The organism is Haloarcula sp. MBLA0163, assembly GCF_055632435.1.
In genome coordinates this window covers 293,775-319,207 of record NZ_CM145745.1, presented here as the reverse complement: position 1 = coordinate 319,207, position 25,433 = coordinate 293,775, and the positions used below count along the sequence as shown (strand labels likewise).

The following is a 25,433-nucleotide window of genomic DNA, read 5'->3' as shown; positions in this document are numbered from 1 at the left end:
GTACTTGCGTTCCTCTGACCCGTACCCGTCTTTCTGCGGAAACGGAGCGTACTCTAGTGGGGTTCGATAGTTTCCGTCCCCCGGCGCGTTATCAGGAGGGCTGGCATCGGTATGCTCGCCCGTAGGGGGCCCGTTCATGATCGTAATTTAATCGATTTGGTGGTGAGGCATAAGCGATTGCCCTCAGTCGATCAAATGCGTATTAGGATGTGAGAATGAGTCGTACTTTGAGATTGATAATATGCCCCCGGGGTGAAACACGTCGTAGTATGGTGGTCTGTCGATACAGCGGGACTCGCTTGACCGTTGAGCTCCCGACACCCAGACCGATTGAAACCCGTTCTTCGCCGAATTACGGACTCTACCTACCGAATAAGGTTGAAGGGTGATTTATGAGAAAATCTTCGGTCTTGAGACCGATTTGAGAAGTCGAAGCTCCATTGATTCGGAATCCTGCTGGGTTGGACTGTTAATCGATTAGGCAGCACTACCTGTCATTCGATGAATAGCAAGAACCCGGTTTTTTGACCTGGAGATTACTTATAAAGATTGCCTGGGAAACTGTTCTTTTGAAGAGTGATATTACCGAAATGAATGCCGGCACATATAAAGAATGCACTAATTAGCAGAACCCAGATCATTGCCTCGAAAAACCGGTGCAGGCATTCATCTGGATGATTTATGTCAGCGCCGAATTTGACCTGCGAAATCGAAATATTCTGGGAGGCAATTAACTGGGTTCTTTTTCCGTCTCCAGCACAAAAATCGCTCTACACGGCCGAAAATGAGGGTTTCAGGCGTCGGATCGGAGCCAAAAACGCGCTCAGAGGCGGTTGGATGGGATTGCCTGCTCGAGGCAATCATCTGGGTCAGACACTGTTTGGACAGTGGTAATGCCGGAGTTCCATCTCGAGAGACACCAGACTCGTGCCATCCCGCACAATGAACGGGACTCATCAATGAGGAACACGATTTTTCCGGTCGCTCTCGTCCGCTCGTACACCAGCAAGATGCGCAACTGTATCGTCAGTGCTGTACTGCCGTCGACGTTACCCTCCTGCTGAGCGAGCTCCGCGGTAGAGATTCTCCAAAGGATTGCGTCCAGGCACGCGAGATCTGAGCAATGTTGAAAGATTCCGGGACACGAATCCACCCACACACCTCACAACGAGTGAAAATCATCCGAGCCAGTCAGCTCAGCCCCGATGCATCCAGCGCCTCAACGACGATCTTCGGGTCCCGCAGAAGACGGTGTTCGAGGAAACTGCCTTCACCCTGGCCGCCACCGGTGTGATTGGATTCTGTCACTCCGAGGAACGACTGCTCTTTGAGGAGCCGATAGACTCGGTCTTCAGAGAGTGGCTCAGAGCCTGCCTGTTCTGCAAGCGTTGCGTAGAGATTGTATATCCGATGTGTACGGAACGCCTCCTGTTCCGGATTGTCCGCAGTTAGCAACGCCAGAGCATGGAGAATGTATTTTACGTGCGGTGTCGTCCCACTCACCAATTTCTCGAATCGGTTCACTTCCGCCTGTTTCACCGCGTCGTCGACGTGAGCGATAGTGACTGTCTCGGTGCCTTGCTTCTCTGCAAGCCGTCCAGCTTCGTACAGAGTATCGATCGCTTTCCGTGCGTCGCCGTGTTCCTTCGCTGAAAGAGCGGCCACCTTCGGGATGACGTCTGTTTCGAGCACACCGTCTTCGAAGGCATCCGTCCGATTCTCGAGAATCGCACGAAGTTGGCTCGCGTCGTATGGGTCGAACACGATCTCGTTGTCCTGTAGGCTGGAGTCGATACGCTCGTTCAGTCGGTCTCTGTACTCTATTTTGTTACTGATACAGATCGCGCCGACGTGTGTTTCTGACTTCCCGCTTTCACGCGCTCGAGAGAGGCTTCGGAGCAGCTCGTCGTCATCCAGTTTATCAATCTCGTCCAGAATGACCACGAGCGAATCAACAGCAAACTCGTCGAGAAGATTCCACGTAATATCTCGATAGTCCGAAGCGGCAATGCCAACCCGTGGGATATCCACGTCGGCGTCGAGATTTGTGGCGAGCTGCCGTGCCATCTCCCGGCTTGCTTTTGTTTCGGTCTGGTAGTCCGAACAGTCGACGTATGCATGCTGGAACACGACGTCGTTCGTCTCAGCTTCTCCATGAGCCGTCCGAGCCACACACCTCGAAACGAGTGACTTGCCCGTTCCCGTTTTCCCGTAGATAATCGTGGTTTCGGGTGGACCACCGACTGTTGCTGGGCCGAGAGCTTGCCCGATTGCAGCTACCTCGGCGTCTCTACCGACGACACGCTCTAATTCGGGGACGTGCCCAACGCGGAGGAGTTCCCGATTGGCAAAGATACCCCCGGTTTTGAAGATATTGTCCGTCTGCTCTGGATCAGACATGGGATACTGCAACAGACACAAAGCTGTAGTATAAATCTGCCCACCAGACACCGAGTGAATTTTTCGTAGAGATTTCTACGCCGTATATACTTCACTCTCGGTAGTATTTATATACGATATTCAGTGAGAGCACACACTATGCAACGAGTGAATCAGTCAGTGATCCATGGCTTGATTCCATCGGCCAACGATCTTTTTTCGCAGCGATGTTCCCACTGGTAGTCTCGTTTATTCACTCGGTGTGGGGTGTGCCTGTGCGAACGGTTAGCTGTTGGATGCGTCCACCTATCGGCCGATACATTCGGGAAACCACACGAAATGGATTCTCTCCCCAGGCACTGGCGAGCGACCGTCTCATAGCGACGTTAGCAGAATGCTATGATAAGAGAAGTACATCTCGCTGGTTTTTCACTCGTTACGTGGTGTGTCTGCCCGACCGATTACAGAGAGTCTCCAGCAGTAGCGACGGCTTCGAATCCGCTCTATTGAGCACGTAACAGGACCCACTCCGCTTCGTCACGGCCAGACAGCGCCTCCGAAGATCCAGCCGCGCTAATACCTCCCTTCGCCGTCCGGATCGAACTCACTGCAAAAAAAGAGCGAACTTTAGCCGACCGTTGCCCTCAGCGGTCGGGGTCGAACACCCAGGCGCGGTCGACAAGCGCCAAGTCGCCAACCTTCCCTTGGCGTTCAACGTCGACGTCTGACGCTAACGCCCGATTGACTCAGATTCTCGAGACACTGGACTCGGAGTCGCCAAGCGACTCATAATGAGCGCGAGTGACAGCAACGAACTCCTCAAGTGGGATCCGCTGTCCGTCGGCTGGCACCGTCCAGGCCTCGAGGACCTCTGTGGTCAACTCCTCCAGCAACTGCACCCGTGCCTGCTGGCCGCGCCACGCGCCCAGTTGGTGATCATCTGCTGCCTGTGCGATCGCCAGCGAGACGTACCCGGCGACGGCCCTCCGGCGTGGGGCCGGTGCCCCGGGAGCGTCTCGATCGTGTCGAAATCGAACAAGTGTGCGTCGTGTTCCATACTGATTGGGTCGATTGGTTAGTAAGCCAGCGAGTCTGGTGTTCACGAAGACGGGTCGCTTCGCACCGGGCGCTGACGTGGCCTGCCGAGACTGGGCAGCCACTGCCGACAGCGGTGAGTTTCCCAATAGGCATAGTCTGGGATTTAGGGGCGTGCTGTATCTTAGCGCTGCCGCGGACAGTGCTGTCAACGGAATTACTTGATATGTGAGGGTGCAGCATGTTTAGATTGCCAGACGGGTGCACGTGTCATGATCACACTGCAGGGGCTCCACGATGTACCATAGAGACGCGGGGAACGGCTGGCAGAAGCCGACGACCTCGACGACGTTGGATAGAGCGAATGCATGAGGCGAAGTGGGTGACCCACCAGACGGCGACGTACCGGAAGAGACGCACGGGACTGGCAGCAGGCCTGTAGTCGCGAACTAACCAATACTACCGCACTAACACCTATTCGCGGTACGTTTCGACGTCCAACCCCTCGATTGCAGCAAAATGATCGTCGCTCACGACGAGCGGCACACCAAGCGAGCGAGCCGTTCCAGCGATGTATATGTCGCTTCTGTTGATCATCTCGCCGTCAGTGCGAAGTTCAACGTAGATTTCAGCGGCTTCTGCGGCAATCTCGCTGGTGAATGGGATTGGCTCTACCCACTCGTACTTCGAAATTGCGTCCTCCTGTATCATATCCTGGGTGATCATCAACCCGCGATAGAGTTCGGACAGGACGATGGTCGATGCGCCGATCTCTTCGTCGTCGTGGGCGGCCAGATATCCAATCGCAGCATCGTCACCGCGGGCGTAGTCGATGAGAAACGATGCGTCGACGAGTTTCACGATTCCCCCGAGAACTGCTCGTCGATTTCATCGCCGCGTTCGTCGAACGCCTCGTTGAGCTCATGGAGGCCTCGTTCAACCTCTCCTTCGAGGTCGGACGCCTCCTCGTCGGTGAGAAAGCCCGCGTTCGTCCGCCAGTCCGAATCGAGTTCGTGGAGGAGGCGGTCCAGCGTCTCGCTGAAGCTCTCGTCGCCCCGTTTGTGCGCTTTCAGCCGCTCGTAGACGTCCTCCTTGATGCCGATATTTTTCGAGGCCATCTCTGATTGTGTATGGGTTTGTGTACACATTAAGACTGTCGCTGACCCGACGACCGACGGAAAGCATGTGCCGCTGGCACTCTCAGAAACATCATAGCAGCTGTGCTCCCGATCGAACACTTCCTCGTCGCCGTCCTCCCCATCGCTGCGTACGTCCTCGTCCGGGACCGACAGCTCCCCTCGCCACGACTGGTCGGGCTCACCTTTGTCGGCAGCCAGTTCCCGGATCTGGTCGACAAGCCACTGGCCCACGCACTGCACGTCCTGCCCTCGGGCCGCGTGTTCATGCACTCGCTGCCGTTCGCACTCCCGCTGGCTGCCGTCGCCGTCGCCTATGGCTGGCGGACACACAGAGTCCGACTGGGCGCCGTCTTCGCGGTCGCCCACCTCTCACACCTGTTTGCCGACAATTACGAGGCGCTCAGTCCACCCAACCCACACGTTCCGGGCGACTTGCTGTGGCCGTTCCGACAGCCAGTCACACGGCCGCCAGTCCCACACTGGGCTGGCCCCAACTCGATCAACATCTACCTCTGGACGACGTTTTCGATGGTCGTCCTCGCCGTGTGTACGTACCTCCTCTGGCGCGACATCCAGACGCATTTTTAGCGATGCGCCCAGACACCCACAGAATTAGTCGAGTCGCCGGACGACCGAGACGACCTCCCGGCCGGTTACACGCCAGTCACAGCCGGTCCAGACCGCCTCAATGCGCTCACACTGGCCATCCGCTCGGGGCTCGAAGGTGAGCTTCCGTCGCGGGCCCCGGTCCGGGTCGTAGACGACGCCGAACGACACGTTGTCGTCATCAGGCATAGTGACACCACCCAGCCACACCAGGCGCGACGCCGGCGACGACAGTGCGAAGCGGGACCACTGTGGGCCTCAATCGAGTCGGGTTCGCTACTTCGACGTCAGCGCTGCCAACACACTTACTGTAACGTAGTGTCGTATTCACCATTGGTTCTCTCCACGGGAACCACACGCCTCGGTGTCCAACCACCGGGGCGACGTCGACGACGTCACCCAGTGGGCGTGTCGACCCATCCGTGTCGTCGGCGGGATATACAAAAAACGATGCGACCAGCCCTCCGCTCGTGTACACGCCTGTTCCATGTGGGTTGGCGTCCGGCCGTCCACGGAACGATACGTAGCCGATACATCCCGACCACGGTAGAGCGTTTGAGTGCCGGTCTCGGAACTGGTGTCGGGTGTCCCTCTCAGTAAGCATCGACAGAGACTGCCCATCCGCCAGTCCAATGAGAACGTACCCAACGACGGGGAGTCCGGGCTGCTGTTAGAGGCGTGCGGAGCTATGCCAGAATCGCGTGGCAGAATACGATCAAAAGAGCAGGAGACGAAGATTATGAGCGGTGACGAACCCCCCGAACAGAGTCAACACGACCGGGGGGAGATAGAACATCAGCCGATCTTCGTCTTGTACGCCAGCCCAGAGACTGATTCCGATGGCGAAATAGATCACAGTCAGTTTCAGGCTGAGGAAGCCACCACCGCCGAAAGCTTGAATCGCCTGCCTGATAATCGGGTTAGCTTCCGTATGGGCGTCGCTGAAGTAGATGATCGCGATGGTCGTGACAATGTCACCGACTCCATAGGTGGCCAACGGTAGCAACCAGAGGCGAACGAACCCGACATCCTCAAAGGGCGTGTCATCAAATCGAAGCCAAGAACGCTCTGTTGCTGTCACTATTAATCAGTATCACGGTCAGCGACATATACTCCTCGCCCCAATTATTAGCTGTGATACTTGCGGCCGTGTTTCAACCGATATTTATGAGCAGACTCGTCACTACGAACCCGAGAATGGCATAGATGAGCAACAGTAGCGTGTTTCGCTTGGGTGCTCGCAACCGGAGAAGCGGCCACGATTGAATGATTGCCTCTTTGCGCCGGTGGAGTTCTGGCACGGAAGGTGACCGATTCATGAGTCACTCACCTCCGGTGGTGGTCCATCGGCACCCAGTTTCCGGCTGCGCTCGTACTGATAATGCACGAGGCCAGTGAGCAGGAATGCGACCGAGACGAGCGCCGCCCAGGCGACCATCGGAATATACTCAAATGGCGGGAGTCCGATCCACCGGAAGCCGGTGAGCGCCATCAAGATGGTTCCGAGTCCCAGGTAGAAATCACTCCAAGGAATCGTTCTCTCACTGACGACGTCGACATATATATCGAGAGCTTCGGAGGAATCCGTCGCCTCGATATCCCGATGGGATTCGCCGTATCTGACGAGGCCAGCTGATTCCAGCGTCGGCAGATGTGACTGCTGGAGTGCCGTGTAGACGTTCCGGCGTTCGTCGTAGCTCACCTCCTCGACGGCGGTGTCGTTCTCCCACGCTGCAATCTGTTCTGCTAGCGTTCCCAAATCAGTTGCCGTGGTCTCCTCTTGGAGCAGGTAATGTAGTGTATACCGTCGCCGCCGGTTACTCAGCACATCGAAGACTTCCTCCGTAGTCGGCGAGTGGTCCAACCCCGGTGTTGACGGGTCCTTCCGTTGACCCTCCACCCCTTGTACAGACATCCTACTCGGCGGTTCAATTTGGATCTAATAAAATCCTACATACAGTTTACTTCGCGAATGAGTAGATTGGTCCGTTTGAACTGGACAGCGCCAGCCACAGTGCTGATCAATAGGTTTTTGCGGTGTCTACAAAGGCTGTTTGACCGAGTTCTGGCGCTCTGAGAACCGGTCTTGCAATCCGGGCTCGTCGGTGGAGACCGGGTATATGAGTGTTTGACAACCCGATAACAGTCGTTGAATATCCATCAATCGGATCACAGTAACATACCAGGGGGGATACGCGTCTGGTAACCCAGTCGGATTGGACCGACTTGGGGTGGAAAAACTATGTCCGATAAGAAAATCGAACTGACGCGACGCCGTGCCCTGCTCGGGCTCGGTACGATCGGCGCAGCATCAGCAGCAACAGGTGCAGGGACGCTGGCCCTGTTCAGTGACTCCGAAACCAGTTCCGGCAACACCGTTACTGCTGGGACGCTAGACCTCACGCTTGGAAACAGCGGAAGTGCAACGCTGTCTGTTGACAACGTTGCGCCGGGAGACTCAGGAACGGCTGTCGTCGAAATCACTAATGACGGTGATATCGGCGGCTCTCTGGATGTGAACATCGGTGACGTTTCGCCGACTAACAGAAACCCGGATCCGGAGCCAGCGACTGACAATACTCGAGATTTCACGATTAATTATGGTCGCGACAACGCGAATCCATCGAACTACGTTTCACTGAAGTCTGAGTTCGGGGAGACGGCCTCAGTTGAGATAGATCTCAGTTCAGATCCAGTCATTATAACCGCAGATCTCCCCTACGCGCTTGACCCGGAGAAGGACTCAGTCACGTTCGCGTTCGACAGCGATAACGACGGGATTGAGGACTTCCAGTTGGCTGCACGGGATATTACGGCTGGTGACGGCTACCAGCTCGTCGGTGTGTACGACGATGGGAGCGCGCTCCCGTCCGGTTCCCGTGACCGAAACCAGAGTCTGCCATCAGGGTACGATGCCCGGATGGAGAATGGTAACAAGCAGTTTGTGGTAGAGGTTCCGAAAAGCGACCTCTCGGACCCGTTCGCGGTCACCGGCCAAGCCAATCTCCCCTCGGTTAATCCGCCTGCTAGCGACGCCTCAAACCTCGCTATCCCCCTTATTCCCGGCTTTGGCTACAACAACCCGCCAGTGGCCGGAACAAGCGCGTTCGATGGCACAGCGACGAAGATGGTGGAAATCGACTTAAACGAGCTGCGGACACTCACGGACCTACTGGATATCACGGTCCACATTAGTTCAGACGCATCTCTCGATTCGAACGATACCTTCGTTGCCGCAGGGAAATTGAATCGTCTCCCGATGGTTGACGCAGAACCAAACAAGAGCCTACCCGCGGGCGCAACGAATCACGTGATAGTGGAATACGAACTCTCCCCGAACGTCGGTAATGCAGTACAGAACGATATAGCGGAGTTCGACCTCGAGGTCGAACTCAACCAGAAGGACTCCCAGTAATCAAAGCGATTACTGATGCGCGACGACCCCGGTTGGGCAACCAACCTCTCCCGCCGGGCCTTCGGCGGCATCGAAACAGTCGGCGCGGCTTCGTCAGCTGCAGGGACGTTCGGCCTCTTCGACGATTTGGAAAAGAACTCCCGAAACACTGCCAAGCCGGCGCGCTTGAGTTAGGAATGAACGACACGATCAATGTGAATCTGAACCGGTCGAACGAGTTCGACGCGGTAATCGACGACTGCGCACACACAACGAGCGAAGTACAGCAACTGTACGGCAAAGGCACGTAACCGGTCGGGATTCACTTCCCGGCCACGACCCACACTGGCATCTCGGCGGTTCGATTCCGCCGGTGGGTCTTCCCTTGACAGGGACCACGATACGCAGCCCAGACCACCATGTCCGATACTGAAGACTCGGCAACCAGCAACGTCGCCATTTCCCGGCGAGCCGTGCTTGGCAGCGTCACGACAGTTGGGGCTGCGTCCGTCGCCGCAGGTGCGGGCACGTTCGCACTGTTCACCGACAGCGAGACCAGTTCAGAGAACAAAATCCAGACTGGCACACTCGATCTTACACTCAAGGGTACCGACGGAACTGCGACAACGGCGGTGGACGTCCCTGACGTTATGCCTGGGAGCTCCGGTGTTAGCGCCACCGAAATACGAAACGCTGGCAGTCTCGATGGCTATCTCGATGTGCGGTTCGGTGACGCAAGGAACACGGAAGGCAGAAATCCGGAGTCTGAAGGCGATAGCTCCGGCCAGGGAGACATAGGGTCAGCTCTCGAAGTTTCGGTTTCTCTGGACCCGAACTACGAATCGGACGATAATACCGAAGACGGCGACGAGAAACCGGTACGACGCGGGACATTTAACGATGTCTTCGACGGAACGGAGGCCGACGAAAGCTACCCACTCACAAGCAAGACATCAGCATGGCTGGTGGTGTCGTGGTCGCTTCCGGAGGACGTGAGCAACGACGTTCAGGGAGACAAGGTTACTGCCGATTTCACAGTCGAACTCGGCCAAGAGAAAGGACAGTAATGATTGGACACGCAGGCCCATGGAGAAACCGGACGTATACTCCAACCCACGCTGGTGTGTCGAGACGGTTCGATTCCGTCTGTGGGCATCAGCCGAACAGAGAGGCTGGTAAGACGATTGTGTTCCCGGAGCGACCGGCGTGCTTGAAGCCCAGCTCCCCGCCAGTAACGGAGTGAAAACATGTCAAATGAGCGCGCATCTGGAGGCCGATTCGACCTCACGCGACGGCGGATCCTCGCTGCGGTCGCAGTCACAGGTATCGCCAGCGTGGGGACAGGCCTGGGCACGCTCGTACTCGGCAGCGATGAGGAACCCCATGAGGATAGCGGTCGCACAGGGACAGTGCCACTCGCGCTCGGCGACAATGAGGCCACTGTCGAGAGGGTCACCTTCCGGAGCGGGCCCGCCGCTCCTGGCGACTCCGTGACCTGGCTCCTCGAGATTATCAATAACGGCACTACCCAGGCCAATCACGTGGAACTCAGCCTTGAAGTCAACACCCACGGCGAGGGGACAACACCACACTCGGCCTCGAGAATAGCTGAACTAGTTGAGGTAACAGAGCTTGCCTATCCACAAGGCAACAATCTCATTGAAGCGGTCAGCACGACTGATACCGGCGAGTTCGTCGATCTCGCTGCCATAGAACAACACGGCGTCTTCGATGACCTCCCAGCACCGCCCACGAATGGTGGCAGCTACACCCTAGAGTTATCCGGAACCGTCTGGGATGCGCTTAATAATAACATCAGTCTGACGTGCACCGTGGCACTGCTCGACGGTCCCGGTCAGGATATCCGTACTTAGACAAACTGATGAGAATGCCAACTGGCAATCATAGGACTGACACGGACACTCGGGCCCCGATACTCCCGGTCCCCTCGGATTAGTGCGGTCGCAAGAAATATAAATCGAATATCATAACAGTACGATATACTCAACTGGAATGTAACAAGAAAACCGATGACTGATATCAGGAACTACGCGAACGTCGCCGGGATGGTGCTGCTCGTCGCGATCGTTATTCCATTCGTTATCTTCGCCGTACCACAAGCGGTTGGGGCGAACAACAGCTACGTCGTCCTCTCGGACAGTATGTCGCCGGCGATCAACGCCGGCGACGTCGTCATCGTCGACGAGCGTACACCATCGAGCATCCAGCAAGGCGACGTGATCACCTTCACGCGCGATGGACCCAGCGAAGGAACCAACAGGGTGACCCATCGCGTTGTAGAGGTTGTTCGCGAGGACGGGCAACTCTTCTTCCGGACGAAGGGGGATGCGAACGAATCGCCCGACCAGGCGCTCGTGCCGGCGTCAGCAGTCATCGGAGTCGTGTTCTTTCATATCCCGTATCTGGGCCATGTCGTGATGTTCGGCAGCTCCGAGCTGGGCGTGATACTGTTGGTCATCGTCCCGGCTGTCCTGCTTGGTCTCTCGGAGATTTGGACTCTGGCCCAAGCGGCGACGGCCGAGAGCCAAGAGACGGCCGAAGAGGAGATGGCAACCGCGGCGGCCGATGCACAGGAGCAGACCGGGAGCACTGACTCTGAGGCACCGAGCGGCACAAGCACGCCAGCAGAAACAGACTGAACCGTGTCTCACACATTTCCCACTCGCAAGGTGTTCGTAATCGTGTCCGTCATCGTGGTTGCCGCGAGCGCTGCCGGTGGCGGCCTCGCGGCTGGCCTGTTTACCGATACGGAGAGTGCGGAGGTGACAGTAAGTGCAGGTACGTGGACCACCGAGCAATCGACCCAGAGCTGCCCCGGTAACTCGGAGGACGCGAACCAGCAAGGGGACGGCTGCCCGGGCAATGCCGGGCAGTCATCAGGTAGTGATAAGAACACCTGTCAGAGCAACGTAGAGGACGCAAACAAGCGGGCGGACGGCTGTCCGGAGACCGCTGGACAAGGCCCGTCCAGTGGCGAGGGCAAGAGCCAGCAGTCCACCTCTGAGACTCCACCCGAGCCAGAGACCGTAGAAACGGGCCAAAACACGACACCGATCTCCACCGAGACATCAACCAAAACGTCGACCGACACCACAGGCTCGGACACAAACTCCGAGCCCGAATCAACCAAGAGCAGCACGACTACGGCGACGTCAACGACTTACACCGAATCCGGGTCTCAAACAGATACGACGGCCAGTCGCAAAACGGACACTACGTCGTCGCCCGGCACAGAGGCGAACACAACGAACACTGCCGAAGCAACACCGACCGATACCACCACGGAACAATTCACGGCTACTCCAACGGACACTGAGGCGCCCACGGCTACCGAGACGGCTACCGCTACGCCCGATGGCACTGAGACAACGAAGTCAACCACTGAGCCGGCGTCTGCAACCCCGACAGACGCTGAGAGCGATGGGACATCGACGCCCACCGAGACACGGACGCAGACATCTGGATAGAGGAGGACAAATGTCTCTACACCACTACAGTCAGCGGCAAGCTACCCACGCGCGGGTCGACATACGGACCGGCCAGCCAGTAGCTCCAGACTGGCAGGACGAGCGATGGGAGAGTGATCAACCGTGCTGACTCGCCGAGCGCTGCTGGTCGTCGTCGTGGTCGTATTTGGACTCGCCGCAGCCGGGCTCGGGACGAACATCATCACGACCGACCAGCCCGCACAGATAGCGCCGCCGGCACCGGAAGTGACACCACCACAGCCTGCGTCCGGGGCCGAATCAACGGCGACAACCGAATCAGCTGACTCGTCGACCTCGACACCATCATCCCCGAGCCCCCCATCGGTGACCGTGTCAGTAACCGATCCGAAAGACGTGTCGAACGTCGCCGGGGCCGTCGACAGCTTGTATGGCTCCCTACACGGGAACGTCTCCTGGGCGACAACGGATGCCGAACAGGTGACACTCGTCGTGAGTACCTGGGTGCCCACTGACGGCTGGACGGAGAAACAACGAGTGACGATCGCCGCAAACGGGAGTGGCAACCGCTCGCTTGACTCGGTCTTCGAGACAACGAACATCACGCTGGCAACGGGGGACCGAGCCGATGCTTTCGCCTACCGAGACGATGGGACAAAAACGACGGAAGGCTATGTAGCCCTAACCGCCATGGTCGACACTGGCGAGCGAGTGTCACAAACACAGGAAATGGCCACGTACACAGTCAGTGTAACCAATCGTGAACTTGACTCGACCGAGACGACTGATTCGGCCGATGTGAACCTATTCGTCCCGGACGGGCACCTACTGCGTGTCGCGAATGTGGCTCCCGGACAGCAGGAATCGACCACGCGAACGATTCGAAATACGGGCTCCGAAACGGGTCTGTTGGATATCACAATCGAGGGGACCGATGCGTCCGAAAACGGCGTCGTCGGACCGGAGCAACCAGTCGATACGGCTGGCAAAGTTGAGCTTGGCAGCGCACTGGAGATTCGTCTTGCGGTCACCAGGCCGGATGGCTCGGTCACCTACCTCGTTGGCGGGCCCGCCGAGTACATCCCATTCAGGGCGCTCACCGAAGGGCCGATTCTGTCTGACGAACAACTCGCGGGTGGCGAGCAAATCCAACTCCGAGCAGAGTGGCAAATCGATGCGACAGTCGGAAACGAGATCCAGTCCGATAGCGTGTCAATAAATCTCACGTATACGCTTACGTCAGCATGAGTTCGTTATCGAGGAGAACGTAGAGCAGATACGGAGGGCCCACAACGTCAATATCGTATCCGTGGTCCTCCACCAGTCACCTGATCGACCGGCGTGCGACTCCATCAAAAAGTAAGACGACCTGATACGAGCCTCCGTGTTCAGAAAGTTCTTGCTTCAGCGATTCTTCACTTGTATCCGGTCCGTGCGGGCGCGGAACAACGGTCACGCATGACCACGACGAGGAATCGTCGTCTAAGTGGTCGAGCACACGCTGACTGCCTTCTTTCAGGTACTGTTCGTGGCTTCCCGCCGATGGGTGAGTATTCGCGTTGACGTGGTTCTGCAGTTCGTGCTTGCAGACGTTCGTGGTCGTGAGAGCCAACGACCCCGCCAGTACGTCTCACTGGCCGGTGTTCGCAACGGCAATCAGAGAGCTCGTATCGGCCAAGAGCGGGTGACAAGGGTCATTCGCCATCGCTATCAGCGAGGAATGTTGAGGTATCTCGCTCCATCGCAGACTCGAATGCGTCTTTCTTCGCTTCCATCTGGTCGATTTTTTCACCGAGTAGGACCCGAGCTACGTCTTCGTCGATCTCACTGCGACTGTATTGTTCGTAAACCGCGATCCCATCCTGTTCGTCCAGCGACCGCCAGAGCATTTCGACTAACCCAGTGCGGGCAAGCTCGCTCACATTTACGCCGCCAACATGAACCTCATCAACCTCTCCAAATACTCAGATCCGGCTTGCAAGATACATAAGACGAGTTCAGCATAAAAGTGTCTCACTCCGGTTCGACAACGTTCTGACATGCTGGACACTCAGCCCACAGGCCTTCTGTGCCGTCATCCTTTTTGTATTCGATTGAAATCCACCCAGTTGGAATACGTTCATCACAGCAGCGACCGAGTATCTGCTTGTCGTCACCCATGGAAAGGGGATGGAAGGAGCGTGTGACAGTGTTCCTTCCACACAAATATTGAAGCTTGTCAAAGATAAGTTTCTAGCGGGCTTGCACGCCGCCACACCAGGTTTTGGGGTGACAGCCTACCAGAACGATTAATTGAGGTCCCCCGGAATAACATAATTCATGGATGTCCGCACAATTCTCACTCGGCTCCTTTCTACTGAGAGGACAGAGGTTGTTGTCGAGTGCCGTCAGTGCGGGAAAAACGTCTCTTCAGATACTGACGAATGTCCGGAGTGCGGATCAGACGAGATAGGGTGTTACCGAATTCCGGCGTGACTGGCACGCGACTCTTGGGGCAGATCCTCATGAGAATCGAGGAGAGAACACCCCGACCAGTCAATCGGGGGCTGTGTGTTTCACCCGTATTTCCGGGCGAAACGACTACTGGTAAGATTGGCGTATTACTGACGTATGGCTGGAGCAACTACAGATGGAGACAATGAGGACGAAATCGTGACAGTGAATTTTAAACTCACCGAGTCGTTCCTTGATTCAGTCGACGATACATGGCAGGGGCGGGGATTCAACATCCGAAGCGAATTCATTCGGTACACGCTTCGAGACGCAATCGAGTTCCCGACCTTCGATCGCGACGAACTCATTGCACTGCTCGAAGCTGAAGGAGACGTCCGTGAGGGACGGACGATAAATGCAGACGAGGCCCGCGAGCAGTTCGGTACGAGCGATGAATGAGGACGGGTGGACCTGGGAACTCTCTTCGAAGGCACAGGATGATCTCGATGCACTCTCCCCGGATGAATAGATGCCGTTGTTCCGTATCCTGCGCTGTTTGGAGCGCACACCGTCCTGATGACGTACTACGGGCGGTCAAACGCAGATGCGTCCCGGCTTCTACAGAATTTTATGGACGCGAAACGAATCAATTGGTACGACGGGAAATCCGAAGACGTAGTTCGAGGAGGGTTTTCTCAGGCGAGTGAAACAAATGTTGGTGGATGGGACGGGTACTATGCTCGGGTCGCGATTGACGAAGGGGTGAAGACTGTTTTGACGATTGATGATGACTTCGAACGATTTGATGTGTGCAATACCGAAGTCGTTCTTTCATCCGACGAATTCAACGAACTGAACAGGTTTCTTGGAACTGATTTCGGCCGTCACTCTGAATGAAACAGTGCTCTGTATTCGGTAATTCAGTTTAGCGATTTTGAACGCTTTGCAAGCAATCTAAGGAATTCAGAAGTAGTAAGAGAACAGGATGATAGAATCTACAAACTCGATTCACCCCGACGCCGTCAAGGGGGTAATAAACGTTTGGTGCGACTATGTTTTTTGGAGGAATATTGCTGTCAAAGTACGTCCCAAAATTATTGATTTGAGTATACGGCAATATTTTTCGACTGCTTCTTTTTCACTAAGTATATAATAGAAGTCCTCAAAGTGCAGAAAAGCCAGTAGTCTCCAGAAAATATACTATATCAAGAAAAGTATCTCAAATCCTGGTCTGTTCTGAGCTGCGGGAAGAAAGATAGACACCAAGATTCTAGATTAGTCTGCAGCAAAATTCTACATTCCAGATCTCAGTCGAGACGTGTCAGGCGATATTTAGACACAGTAATCATACCGCCCTCTGTCGGTTTACTGAATACTCGATCAGTATTTGCTGTAGTACTCTCACAAAGAAGTGCCAGTCCAGGAAAACGGAGTTCAGCAAACTGGAGAAATGAGATTGCAATAGGACATTGCACCATTGTTCTCGAAAAACAGAGTTCCGTGTTCGGAAATTCAGAGAGTGGTTCAGCACGCTCCAGAAGTTATCTAAGCGGTTTGCAAACAGCCTCAGAACAAAAAGAGAGAATTTGCAAAGTCAATTCACCCCGACGCCGTCAAGGGGGTAATAAATGTTCAGGGTGCAGCCGGTTTGAAACGCTACAAAGGCACGTCCTAACATACTCATATATTTATGAATAACCAATATAGAAAGGACCTCATTCACCAGAGAAGCCAGCATAGCGTCTTAGAGCCGAAAAATCACGCCCAGAAAAGACGGGGTGAAAACATAAGCTAAAATATCAAAAACAGAATTTGGTTCTGAAGACAGGAATTCCAAAGATGCTGATGATGAAGTGATATTCAGAGAATTTCATGCAGCCAAATCCAAATCACCATTGTTTGTATTTCGAAGCGACGGCTCATTCGCGGGCGAATATAATTTCGTTGTTTTGGGTGTTAGTTTATCGTTTTTTGCTATCAAACTTGATAATGAACGGGCAATTCTGCGGGCCAGAATATTGGACTTTCAGCCACCTGAACCATCTCTTAGCCCCAATATTCACTATAAATTCTTAGAATATAACCTCGCCCAGCCCTTATGGCATGAAATCATAAACTCCGGATTGATGCGATACGGAACAATCAAAGATCGCAGCATCCCGGACCCAGCTGACTGGGCTCGTGGACCACCAGGCGACATCGAGTCACAAACACACGCGAACGAGCGTTGTCACGACGCCAGCGTGGGCACATGCGCGACCGAAAGTGGAGGTGATGCTGATGCTGAGTGAGGAACCAGAAGCCAGTCCCGGTGTCCTCGCGACAGCGGACACCGTGACGGCGACGACACACCACACGGTCGCAGCCACGTCGACGCTGCCGATTCACCCCGGCGACTTGCTCGACTACGTCATGACTGCCGAGGCAACAGGCGACAACGTAACACTACTGTCAGAACTCGTGCCACGCGCCGTCGGGATGCGCGAGATGCTCAGACAACCGTTCTACCAGATCGTGGCGGGCCAGGCCAGGCTGTACGAACGCAGTGCCCCCCTCCACACGATCGATGGGGCAGTCGTGTGTCTGCCGGAGTCAGTCCACTATGACTGGCGGCTCGGTCCCGAAGACCGTGTGCAGCTGCGGGTCGACGAGACGCAACTCGCGAGTTGGCCACGCACATATGGTACAGTGGTCACTGACCTGCGTCTCAGTGCCGAAGCGGCCACGGTCGACGACAGCGACACGCCGTGTCGTACCTGCGAGACTGATCCACGTCCGGATGGCGATGACTGCCAGATACTCTGCCAGCCAGCAGTGCCTGCCAGGCTCTGCTACAACCACGTGCCGGTGGAGTACTGGGTCGACGACGACCGCCGCTTCGAGCCGGTGAATGCCCTCTTGGGGCCCCAACCGGACCGAGCGACCTGTGCTGACACCATCGACTCGTTCCTTCGAGAGTTCACTGTCCGAGCAGAGGACGGTGGCGGCCCGACACTGGACGATGTAGCGGCGACGTGGGCAACTTTTCTCGGTCTCGACCAGTCACGGCGTGACTGGTTTCGCGCCGACTGCCCCTCCACAGTCGAGATCGCGTGGCACGGCCCCGACACACAGACACACGGCCATCTGGCTGACCGGCAGTGGGTGTACCCGCAACGAAGGGCGCTGACACAGTCGGGAGGTTGCGGATGAGCACCCAGCCGCCAACTACCGAACCGACCGCCGACGAGCACAACACGCACACCCCAGCGACAGCAGGCAACCGATACTAATGGCAACCAAAGATACGAGCGACTCCACTCCAGCAGAACAGGACGCCGTCGACGACGAGAAGTGGTCACCCGAGCTCAATTACCACCGTGAACTGATGGTCGAGGTGATTCCACCCGCAGACACCAACATCGACGACGAGAGAGCTGCACAGAACCTCGGCGTCGCCCTCAAGAAGATCTTCAATTCGGAGTACAACGTGGATTCGATCGAATTCCTCTCGTACCCCGATGCAGACAGCCAGCGACAGATCTACCTGCTGCAGATCCGAACTTTGGGTGTCCCGGAGCCACCGGGATACGACGACGAGAAAAGCGAAAAGGTACCCATCCGTGACAGAGACACGCCACGCGACGGGGCACCCGGTGACGTGGCCCAGACAGCCATCCAAAAACTGAGGAAGGCACTCCCAAGCTGGACGTACCGAGCGGTACGGCTGTCATACGACCCCCTCGGGACAGTGCCAGCGACGACGACCCGACTGCTGGTCAAAACCGGCCGAGCGCCAGGCCCCGAAGACGCCACCAAGGCGACCGGGTTTAAAGAATTTCTGCAGGCGGATATGGGACCGCACCTGTACCAAGCTAAATTGACAAAGGAAGATAAGGATGAGTACACAGCGAGTGTCCGCGTTGCGCTGTTTGCCCAGCGACACCAGGCTCACACAGCTGATGGGCTCGCTGACGTGGCTCGTTACGGCCGAGACACCGATCCTGCCGATGTGTTCAGCGGCCTCAGATCAAGCCGAAGGCTGATGGCGCGCAACCTACGTGCATCGTCGCTTTGGGGGTACGTGCCTGTCAGCAACCCCGGCCAATTCAGCGAGCCCAGCATGGTACGGAAGCTCGCCAGAGGCCACCCCGAGTACTGGGATCTGCTCGCCAATCGGTCTGGCTACGATGGCGTGTATAAGAAACTCAACCACTACGGCCGGTTCAGTCTCGCTCAAACTGATCTCTCACAGTTCCTCAGTTGTACGCACAAGACCTACGCGACGGATCCATGGGATGATCTTCAACATCGCTCTTCACCACAGCGCCTCGCGCCCGAGGTGCCCGTCGTCGATTCGCCCGATGGCCTCGAGACAGCCGCTAAACGTAAGCTGTCAGCAGTCACACGCGAGGCGACCAACCCGAGTGCTGGCGGTAGCGCGCACAACTACCTCGAGTCGCTTGCAAAGTACGAGTACGATGCCAAGGGGATGGCGGTGGCTGTCGTCAGCCAGGAGGGCAACGACTCGGTGCCGGACCTCTACCGGCGCACGCCGACGGGCGAAATCGTCGCGGTCGAGGCCGAAGAGGGCAACAAATCCAGTCCGGCGGACCTCCTGATAAACGTGATCCGCGCCGAACAGTGGGATCTGCCGGTAGAGATCGTCGTCAGCACCCGGTCACATGCCGGGACCGTAAGCGAGATCGTGACGGTGCCGTACGATAATCGAGGCGACGAGCCACGCCTCTACACGCTCAAGAAAGGCGACGGGATTACAAATAACGGGTGGACACAGCTGCTACCGAAGGGCGTCAGCGAATCAGCGTGGTATCCGACGTACGACGGCCGCGTTGAGTTGCGGGCCGACGGGACGTGTCTGGCAGCCGGCTCGGCAACCGCCGAGCTGTCGACCCTCGAGTACGACACCCCGCAGTACACTGAAGACGACGGCACGTACATCGTCGAAGACGCCAGTGGCAGCGTTCTCCATCGCTATGACACGAGAGAGGAATTGCTGGACGAGTGGACGAAAGTTCGCAAGCCGCTCGTGCCGACTCGCCTAACATACATCGACATGGTCACGATCAAATACGTCGATGACGGAACGCTCGAGACCTTCAACCCAGTTGGCCACTGGGATCAGCCAGATCCCGAGCCACGACACAGAAAAGCCGTCAAGACCGTCTTCGATACCTACACCACAGCTGCGCCGGGTGAGCGATTGGCACGTGCTGAACTCTGGCCTTGGAGCCGAACGTGGTACCACTGCCTCACTGAGTACGACCCCGTCCCGAAAAACTGGTTCGGGCGATCTGTGCCGGAGCATATCGACACGGTAGAAAACAACAGTGAGGGGCCAGGCAAGGACACGTACTACGAGTCCCGTGCCTGGGTCTATCCACCCGGGCTGGTCTCGCCGGAGCTACCGGAGTACGGCGACGAGCCGACCTATCCTGACGACTGGGATTGACCACCGCCGGCGCGTTCGAACGAAGGCCGCCAGCGGATTGCAGACGCGATCGATACCCGCTTCCCCAACAGGGAGGGCCCTCTGAAAAACGCTCGTGGCCTTCCTCGTCACGCGGAGACCCGGCCACCGAGGGAAGACTCGACGGTGAGGGGTATCCATCCACAAAACCGCTAGCCTGCGGCCGGTGACACCTACAGCAGAGCGGGTTATATAATCATAATAAGGCCGTGTGAGTGGGCGAAGTGGTGGCCTAGCAGGCCGTCTCCAGGCCGGTGGGCCTGTGGGTAGATCTGACTATCTCCTGTGGGGGTACTGTCGGTAAGGCTGTGTGTCTCATGTGAAGATAGCGTGGGAGCTGCTGTGTGTCTACTGTGCAGGTACTGCGAGTAGGGCGATGTCTCCAATGTGAAGGTACTGTGAACAAAGCTGTGCTTCTAATGTGAGGTAATGTGAGTGGGGCTATGTCTCTAATGTGAGGTAATGTGAGTGGGGCTGTGTGTCTACGATGAAGGGACTGTGAGGGGGTTGAATGCGTACTGTAGAGGGACTGTGACTGGAACACAGGCGAGCCAGTGCCGCCGGCGGCATGCACACTGTCACACGGAAATCGCGGTCAGACAGCGTTGCTGCCGGTTAGTGGGCCGATCAGACCCCACTGTCGACGGCGTATCGGCCGACGACGGTAGACCAGTCGGGAAGAAGCGTGCCAGTACAGTCTCGTGCAGGCTCGCCGTCGAGGTGAGTGCGCCGAGCAGACCGGCAAGGCGAGTGGTGGCCAGCACTATCGCCGTGACGGCATGTCTCGGCCATGGGCAGTCGAGAGGCACATCCGCCAGCAGGAGGTCCGTGTTGCACTGTCAGCACCCAGTCGTCGGCTACCCACGCGAGGACACGGTGCCGGCATAGGACAGGCGCCTGTCCAGGCTGGGCAGGGCGACAGGCTGCCGTCTATCGAGCGGCCAAAACACGAGTGACGGGGCGTGTGGCTGCCCAACAGGTGGTTCGAGACGGCGGCGGCTCCACGGCATCGCGAGAGCGTGACCCGAGGCAGGCGGCCTGAGCCGGCTGTCGACGCGGTGCCGCCGTCGGCTGGCACTCAGGAGTGGGGCGCCATGTCGGCGCTGTGTGGGCGCTTGTCCGTCGTGTCGGTGGCTGCATGGGCAACGGACACGACAGACCGTGACAGCGGCGTCATGGCGACTCTGAATCGGCATACTGACCGTCTTCTGGCTACCTGTGTCTCGCCGTCGCAGTACGCATGTTCGGTGACAGCATCGCCGTCGTCGAGCCAAGCCGCAGACACACAGGCAGCCAGCACAGCCGTCGCTCGCCCGCACGTGCGCGGACAGTTTAAGCAGGTGTGCGCCGCCACAGATGGGCAAGCACCTTGCCTCGGCCCATCGATAGTACGAAGAGAGTCTCCCCGTCTGAGTGGGGTTTGAGTCTGTTTCAGAACGACTGCGTTCTGGGTGGTGTATGCTATTGTGCTTTTTATTATTATTATGTAACCCGCTCTGCCGTAGGTGTCATCGTTCGCTGGCTAGCGGTTTTACAAGCGTGTACCTTGCATCGCTACGGATTGGCTATCTCGGCTGACGGATACGTTGAGAAACGTAGGGAGACCGCTCAGTGAGGGAGTTAGGTGGATATATGTGGCTTCTGACATAGCTCACAAATTGTTCCTCACAGAACGTTCAGTGAAATAGACCATATACGTCTATAGAGGGGCTGAGAGCGTTTGATTACTCCAGAACATGCCACGACGAGCGAGGAACAGATAAGATACTGGACAGTAGTGATGGAGTGGATGCAGGGTACAAACGTACCCCTCAGGCACGGATTGTTCGCGCTTTCACGCACAGTGAGTGTGAACGATTTGTGAACGGGGGAGTGCATGCGTCGTAGTCAGGGCGCGAGGCTTCTGATAGCCCCATGTCGGTGAGTCCGGATGAATCTCTATCAGGCGGGAGTGAGCGCTGACAATCATATCCGGGTTGGTGTGTAGACACGAGGGGGCTCGCGCTACGTGTATGGCCGATCACAGAACGTTCTGTTCACCCGGTCTGGGAGGTCACGTTCACCCAGAGATGCAGTTCCCGATAAGCTGCTGACCGGTTTACCGATGTACCCGGATCACCGCGATACAACAGATACTGTAACCGGAGTCGCTCGCCAGTCATGCGAGGCGTGACCGTGTGCTGTCGGTGCCAGGTCTCGTTGTGAGCCACCGTCGTCCGGAACCGACGCAACTCCGTGGCCTCACGGATGACCGTCTCGTTGTCGACGATGTCGACCCGCTGCATCTCGACCACCACCGTATAGTCCGTCGACTCGTATTCGTTGTTCCCGATGCCGACGACCAGCTCACGACTCTCGCCCCGTTCGAACTCGGTGGGGTAGCCGTCGGCGACGAGCTCGCCGGTTTCGTTCTCAGTTAGGACGTAGAATTCGGTGAAGGACTCGCCCTGTTTCGGGACGGCGACGGCGTAGCCAACACTGCTGACCGCCAGCAAGACACTCAGGACTAACACGACGTTCAACACGGCGTCGGTCTGTGACTCTGGGTTGAGCAGTTCCGCCTTGCTATCCTGTATCCACTGCCGATAGGGAACTGCGAATCGCTCATCAGGCGGCAGTGCCCAGCGGCGTGCGGCGGCGACGGCGGTCAGTGCGAGTGTGACCCCGCTGACGGACAGCATGATGGGGACGAGCCGGATGCCCCACGGCGTGAAGTTCAATACGAGGCCGATGAGCGGGACGACGGCAATACTCAATCCGAAGGATAGCGCGACACGTTCGATCCCGTCGATACCGGCGTCGGCACCCTCGGCGTCATCGGACGCACCGGTTGTGTCGGCTTCTTGGTCGTCAGCCGGTGATTCGCCAGCCTCAGGAAACAGTGCCGCAATCAAGGCATAGCCCGGCACGAACAGTGTGAGCGGTAAGGCGACGGCGACTCGAATCGGCGTATCACGTACGACCGGTAGGAAGACAGCGAAATTACTAATCAGGAGGAGAACAACGACGGCGGCGAGGTCGGCCGGTAACCGACGGACTGGGCGTGGAAGCAATACCCAGAGGTCCCGTCGGAGCGGCATCTACAGGTAGGAAGTGAGTACCTGACAAAAAAGTCGCGGTTAGTCGATACTCACTCGTGATTGTCGTCGCTGGATACCACTGCCGTCGCCGCCTCGACCGCACTGCTGGCTGCATCCGTCGTGATCGCTCCGGCAAACGTCGCACGTTCGTACGCATCAGCGAGCGTGGAAAGAGTCGAAACATCAACCGTGGCCTCTTGCTCACAAGCTGCGAGGAACTCACGGTGGGTCAGTGAGTCAGGCAGGCCGGTCTCGTGTTGGACTCGCGTTCGCACGGCGGCATAAGCGGCCATCGCAGCGTGCTCGGCATCATCGTTAGCGAGGGCCGACCGTGCACGGTCAACGAGAGAGTGTGCCTGGCTGGCACCATCAGAGTCCGTCGCCGTTGGACCGGTTGGGTCGCCTGCCGATGCGACGGTATCGCCAACAGTCTCACGACGAACCCACACAAAGACACCGCCAAACCCGAGTACGGCTATAATGACACCCAACACGAGTTGTAGTGACGGGAACGAGTTCTCACCATCGGACAGAGCGACAGCGATAGTCGTCTTCACTCGACTGTCGGCGAGGTTCGTTCCTGACCCATCGAATCGGGCAGTCACTGGAACCGCCGACTGGTTGGCCACCGCCGACGTAGACACGTTACGTAGGCGAAGTCGGTACCGGCCACGTCGATCGGTGTCCACCGACCGAACAGTCTCCCCGACGGCGATCGTCACCGACCGTTCGGCGAGCCCTTGCCCATCAGCAGTCCGTAATTGCCCGCGGACCGTCACATTATCATCACTCTGGTTAGCGCTGACAGTCAGGAGGGTGTCCGTACTGGTGATCGTTATAGGCTCACGCACGGTCGCGGGACCGATGGCGCGGTTCGCACGTACGCGTGCAACGCGGACTGGCTGGTCACCAGCTGGGACCGCTGCTGGGACCGGCTGTTCAACTCCGGCTTGACCGGTCTGATTCGTCTCGGTAGTGATACGAATATCCCCGAGTGTCGAAATTAGAAGAAGCGATGGAACAGGCCGGCCATCGGCTGTCGCGACGATATGTGTCTCAACGCGGTCGCCGTACCTAGCCTCTGACCGTGAAAGTGAGACGTCGAGTGACGGCGAAACCTGCCGAACGTCGACGGAGACGTTCTCAGCTGTGCCGAGGTATGGTGATCCACTGTCAGGCACGTACCGGACGGCGACCATCGTGGCGTTGACCGGTAGCGAGACAGGCCGATACTGAACCGAAAATGTTCCGTTCTGGTCGGTCTGGGCCGCGTAGGTTCGATTGAACACACCAATCTGAATCGTCTCGTTCGCGATCACAGTCCCGTTTGCAGTCTGCAGCTGGCCCGTAATCGCCATCGGCGCGTCAAACGCAACAGTCGAACCGTTCGTCTCGACGGCCAGTCGCGTTTCGACGAACGTCTGGCTGCGGACGGTTGCCTGCTGTGTCGTAATGTTCTGTGTGGTATTCGAAATCGACTGCTGTGCCGTCCCGGTATCAGCCCCGGTCTGGTTCGTAATGGTCTCGTAATTGCGATTCAGTGATTCGTTGAGCGTGCTCACGCGGTCAGAGATGGCTTCCAACTCACGAGCGGCCCCACGAGCAGCGGAGGTGTTGCCTTGTTCGCGTGCTTGCTGGTACTCTTGGTAGGTCTCTCGATAGGACTGGGTGGCGTTTGTGTAGGACTGCTGCTGTTCCTGTGACTCTCGGAACGATTCAGCCGTTCGATCGTCTGCATTGTTCTCTGTCTCACCGGCGACGTCGACGTACTGCTCGAGTCGGGAGTCGTACTCGTCCCCGAGCCGGCCTTGAGCTTGCTCGTACTGGCCCTGCGAGAGTTCGATGGAACTCTCTTCGAGACGGTCAGCGAGTTGTCCTTCGAGCCACTGACTCACCTGCTGTGAATCGCCGTCCGCAGAAACGTCGTCGGGACGCTCGTGCTGGACCGTCGTATTGTTCGTCGGGGTTGGCGTCGCCTGCTGTGCGAGTGGGGCAGCCCCCAGTTGCGTGGGCCCGGACACAGCGAGTGCTGGGGTGGCGAGCCCAACGATCAGCAACACCACCAGCATGGTGACGACACCGATACTGAACCCCGTCCGTTGCACACTCGCTCACTGGCAGTCAGGCATCAAAAACCCACCTTTTGTACTCCAGACAGTAACTCTGCAGCACTGGTCGTGTTCGAAGAAAATAGTCACACGCCGGCGGCAAGTGATCAGGTCCGCACTGTCGACGTACCTGCGTCCGGTCCACAGACGCCATCAGTCCCCCACAACTTAACTTTCGTTCTCCCGTCGCACGAGTAGATGCAGGTAACGCGCCGATACTGGACGACAGTGGCAGTCGCCGGTCTGCTCACACTGTGGGCAGGAATCCTGACTCGCCCAGTGGTGCTGGTGGGGGCTGGGAGTATCGGTGCGTGGCTGCTCG

At 57.2% G+C, this 25,433-nt stretch carries 18 protein-coding genes and 3 pseudogenes; 10 read left to right on the top strand and 11 right to left on the bottom strand.

Annotation, left to right across the window (positions count from 1 at the left end; translation table 11 throughout):
- Positions 1-1,191: 1,191 nt before the first annotated feature.
- From ACV7GQ_RS01580 to ACV7GQ_RS01570, 3 genes are all read right to left on the bottom strand, one after another.
- Complete coding sequence (locus tag ACV7GQ_RS01580) at positions 1,192-2,400, bottom strand: Cdc6/Cdc18 family protein (protein WP_470311808.1); 1,209 nt, start codon at positions 2,398-2,400, stop codon at positions 1,192-1,194.
- Between the two features lie 1,488 nt (positions 2,401-3,888).
- A complete protein-coding gene (locus tag ACV7GQ_RS01575; protein ID WP_470311807.1) occupies positions 3,889-4,275 on the bottom strand; it encodes a PIN domain-containing protein in 387 nt (128 codons plus the stop codon).
- A complete protein-coding gene (locus ACV7GQ_RS01570; protein ID WP_470311806.1) occupies positions 4,272-4,532 on the bottom strand; it encodes an antitoxin VapB family protein in 261 nt (86 codons plus the stop codon). Before ACV7GQ_RS01570 ends, ACV7GQ_RS01575 begins: the two co-directional genes overlap by 4 nt.
- A gap of 102 nt (positions 4,533-4,634) precedes the next feature.
- On the opposite strand from ACV7GQ_RS01570, the gene ACV7GQ_RS01565 reads away from it, so the two are divergent.
- Complete coding sequence (locus ACV7GQ_RS01565; protein ID WP_470311805.1) at positions 4,635-5,141, top strand: metal-dependent hydrolase; 507 nt, start codon at positions 4,635-4,637, stop codon at positions 5,139-5,141.
- A gap of 24 nt (positions 5,142-5,165) precedes the next feature.
- Here ACV7GQ_RS01565 and ACV7GQ_RS01560 read toward each other — a convergent pair whose 3' ends face one another.
- From ACV7GQ_RS01560 to ACV7GQ_RS01550, 3 genes are all read right to left on the bottom strand, one after another.
- Positions 5,166-5,348, bottom strand: coding sequence for a hypothetical protein (locus tag ACV7GQ_RS01560; RefSeq protein ID WP_470311804.1), 183 nt, complete (start codon positions 5,346-5,348; stop codon positions 5,166-5,168).
- Positions 5,349-5,874: 526 nt separating this feature from the next.
- Entirely contained in the window at positions 5,875-6,240 is a 366-nt protein-coding gene (locus ACV7GQ_RS01555) for a DUF5658 family protein (protein ID WP_470311803.1), read from the bottom strand.
- Positions 6,241-6,474: 234 nt separating this feature from the next.
- Positions 6,475-7,074 (bottom strand): DUF7344 domain-containing protein, encoded by a 600-nt coding sequence (locus tag ACV7GQ_RS01550; protein ID WP_470311802.1) that lies wholly within the window; start codon positions 7,072-7,074, stop codon positions 6,475-6,477.
- A gap of 327 nt (positions 7,075-7,401) precedes the next feature.
- Here ACV7GQ_RS01550 and ACV7GQ_RS01545 point away from each other — a divergent pair, with 327 nt between their 5' ends.
- The 5 genes from ACV7GQ_RS01545 (at position 7,402) to ACV7GQ_RS01525 (ending at position 13,268) form a co-directional block, all read left to right on the top strand.
- Positions 7,402-8,574, top strand: coding sequence for a TasA family protein (locus ACV7GQ_RS01545; protein ID WP_470311801.1), 1,173 nt, complete (start codon positions 7,402-7,404; stop codon positions 8,572-8,574).
- Between the two features lie 398 nt (positions 8,575-8,972).
- Positions 8,973-9,620, top strand: a complete 648-nt coding sequence (locus ACV7GQ_RS01540) for a TasA family protein (RefSeq protein WP_470311800.1) — start codon at positions 8,973-8,975, stop codon at positions 9,618-9,620.
- Positions 9,621-9,800: 180 nt separating this feature from the next.
- On the top strand, positions 9,801-10,427 hold the full coding sequence (locus tag ACV7GQ_RS01535) for a hypothetical protein (protein WP_470311799.1): 627 nt from the start codon (positions 9,801-9,803) through the stop codon (positions 10,425-10,427).
- 156 nt (positions 10,428-10,583) lie between these two features.
- Positions 10,584-11,213, top strand: a complete 630-nt coding sequence (locus ACV7GQ_RS01530; protein WP_470311798.1) for a signal peptidase I — start codon at positions 10,584-10,586, stop codon at positions 11,211-11,213.
- Between the two features lie 951 nt (positions 11,214-12,164).
- Positions 12,165-13,268: a hypothetical protein gene (locus ACV7GQ_RS01525; protein ID WP_470311797.1), complete on the top strand. Its 1,104-nt coding sequence runs from the start codon at positions 12,165-12,167 to the stop codon at positions 13,266-13,268.
- Here ACV7GQ_RS01525 and ACV7GQ_RS01520 read toward each other — a convergent pair.
- The 3 genes and pseudogenes from ACV7GQ_RS01520 to ACV7GQ_RS01510 all read right to left on the bottom strand — a co-directional run bounded on the left by ACV7GQ_RS01520 (position 13,255) and on the right by ACV7GQ_RS01510 (position 14,180).
- A pseudogene (locus ACV7GQ_RS01520) lies at positions 13,255-13,632 on the bottom strand (hypothetical protein). The gene ACV7GQ_RS01525 and the pseudogene ACV7GQ_RS01520 overlap by 14 nt on opposite strands.
- Before the next feature lie 82 nt (positions 13,633-13,714).
- Positions 13,715-13,963, bottom strand: a pseudogene (locus ACV7GQ_RS01515) (DUF8065 family protein); the annotation flags it as partial.
- Between the two features lie 70 nt (positions 13,964-14,033).
- Positions 14,034-14,180 carry a DUF7837 family putative zinc-binding protein gene (locus tag ACV7GQ_RS01510; RefSeq protein ID WP_470311796.1) on the bottom strand — a complete coding sequence of 49 codons (147 nt, stop codon included), beginning with the start codon at positions 14,178-14,180 and terminating at the stop codon, positions 14,034-14,036.
- A gap of 450 nt (positions 14,181-14,630) precedes the next feature.
- Between ACV7GQ_RS01510 and ACV7GQ_RS01505 the strand changes: the two genes are divergently transcribed.
- The 4 genes and pseudogenes from ACV7GQ_RS01505 to ACV7GQ_RS01490 all read left to right on the top strand — a co-directional run bounded on the left by ACV7GQ_RS01505 (position 14,631) and on the right by ACV7GQ_RS01490 (position 19,905).
- Positions 14,631-14,912 (top strand): ribbon-helix-helix domain-containing protein, encoded by a 282-nt coding sequence (locus tag ACV7GQ_RS01505; RefSeq protein WP_470311795.1) that lies wholly within the window; start codon positions 14,631-14,633, stop codon positions 14,910-14,912.
- Positions 14,913-14,978: 66 nt separating this feature from the next.
- Positions 14,979-15,350: pseudogene (locus ACV7GQ_RS01500) on the top strand (hypothetical protein); the annotation flags it as partial.
- Positions 15,351-16,733: 1,383 nt separating this feature from the next.
- Positions 16,734-17,645, top strand: coding sequence for a hypothetical protein (locus ACV7GQ_RS01495; RefSeq protein ID WP_470311794.1), 912 nt, complete (start codon positions 16,734-16,736; stop codon positions 17,643-17,645).
- Positions 17,646-17,724: 79 nt separating this feature from the next.
- Entirely contained in the window at positions 17,725-19,905 is a 2,181-nt protein-coding gene (locus ACV7GQ_RS01490) for a hypothetical protein (RefSeq protein ID WP_470311793.1), read from the top strand.
- A 2,054-nt stretch (positions 19,906-21,959) separates the two neighbouring features.
- On the opposite strand, the gene ACV7GQ_RS01485 is transcribed toward ACV7GQ_RS01490, so the two are convergent.
- Positions 21,960-23,003 carry a DUF1616 domain-containing protein gene (locus tag ACV7GQ_RS01485; protein ID WP_470311792.1) on the bottom strand — a complete coding sequence of 348 codons (1,044 nt, stop codon included), beginning with the start codon at positions 23,001-23,003 and terminating at the stop codon, positions 21,960-21,962.
- Positions 23,004-23,053: 50 nt separating this feature from the next.
- Positions 23,054-25,108: a hypothetical protein gene (locus ACV7GQ_RS01480; RefSeq protein ID WP_470311791.1), complete on the bottom strand. Its 2,055-nt coding sequence runs from the start codon at positions 25,106-25,108 to the stop codon at positions 23,054-23,056.
- Between the last annotated feature and the right edge of the window lie 325 nt (positions 25,109-25,433).

What these genes read in the sequence shown, in the direction of transcription:
- ACV7GQ_RS01580 (WP_470311808.1), bottom strand. Translation starts at nt 2,400, where the DNA reads ATGTCTGATCCAGAGCAGACGGACAATATCTTCAAAACCGGGGGTATC.
- ACV7GQ_RS01570 (WP_470311806.1), bottom strand. Translation starts at nt 4,532, where the DNA reads ATGGCCTCGAAAAATATCGGCATCAAGGAGGACGTCTACGAGCGGCTG.
- ACV7GQ_RS01560 (WP_470311804.1), bottom strand. Translation starts at nt 5,348, where the DNA reads ATGCCTGATGACGACAACGTGTCGTTCGGCGTCGTCTACGACCCGGAC.
- ACV7GQ_RS01550 (WP_470311802.1), bottom strand. Translation starts at nt 7,074, where the DNA reads ATGTCTGTACAAGGGGTGGAGGGTCAACGGAAGGACCCGTCAACACCG.
- ACV7GQ_RS01545 (WP_470311801.1), top strand. Translation starts at nt 7,402, where the DNA reads ATGTCCGATAAGAAAATCGAACTGACGCGACGCCGTGCCCTGCTCGGG.
- ACV7GQ_RS01540 (WP_470311800.1), top strand. Translation starts at nt 8,973, where the DNA reads ATGTCCGATACTGAAGACTCGGCAACCAGCAACGTCGCCATTTCCCGG.
- ACV7GQ_RS01535 (WP_470311799.1), top strand. Translation starts at nt 9,801, where the DNA reads ATGTCAAATGAGCGCGCATCTGGAGGCCGATTCGACCTCACGCGACGG.
- ACV7GQ_RS01530 (WP_470311798.1), top strand. Translation starts at nt 10,584, where the DNA reads ATGACTGATATCAGGAACTACGCGAACGTCGCCGGGATGGTGCTGCTC.
- ACV7GQ_RS01510 (WP_470311796.1), bottom strand. Translation starts at nt 14,180, where the DNA reads ATGGGTGACGACAAGCAGATACTCGGTCGCTGCTGTGATGAACGTATT.
- ACV7GQ_RS01505 (WP_470311795.1), top strand. Translation starts at nt 14,631, where the DNA reads ATGGCTGGAGCAACTACAGATGGAGACAATGAGGACGAAATCGTGACA.
- ACV7GQ_RS01495 (WP_470311794.1), top strand. Translation starts at nt 16,734, where the DNA reads ATGCTGAGTGAGGAACCAGAAGCCAGTCCCGGTGTCCTCGCGACAGCG.
- ACV7GQ_RS01490 (WP_470311793.1), top strand. Translation starts at nt 17,725, where the DNA reads ATGGCAACCAAAGATACGAGCGACTCCACTCCAGCAGAACAGGACGCC.
- ACV7GQ_RS01485 (WP_470311792.1), bottom strand. Translation starts at nt 23,003, where the DNA reads ATGCCGCTCCGACGGGACCTCTGGGTATTGCTTCCACGCCCAGTCCGT.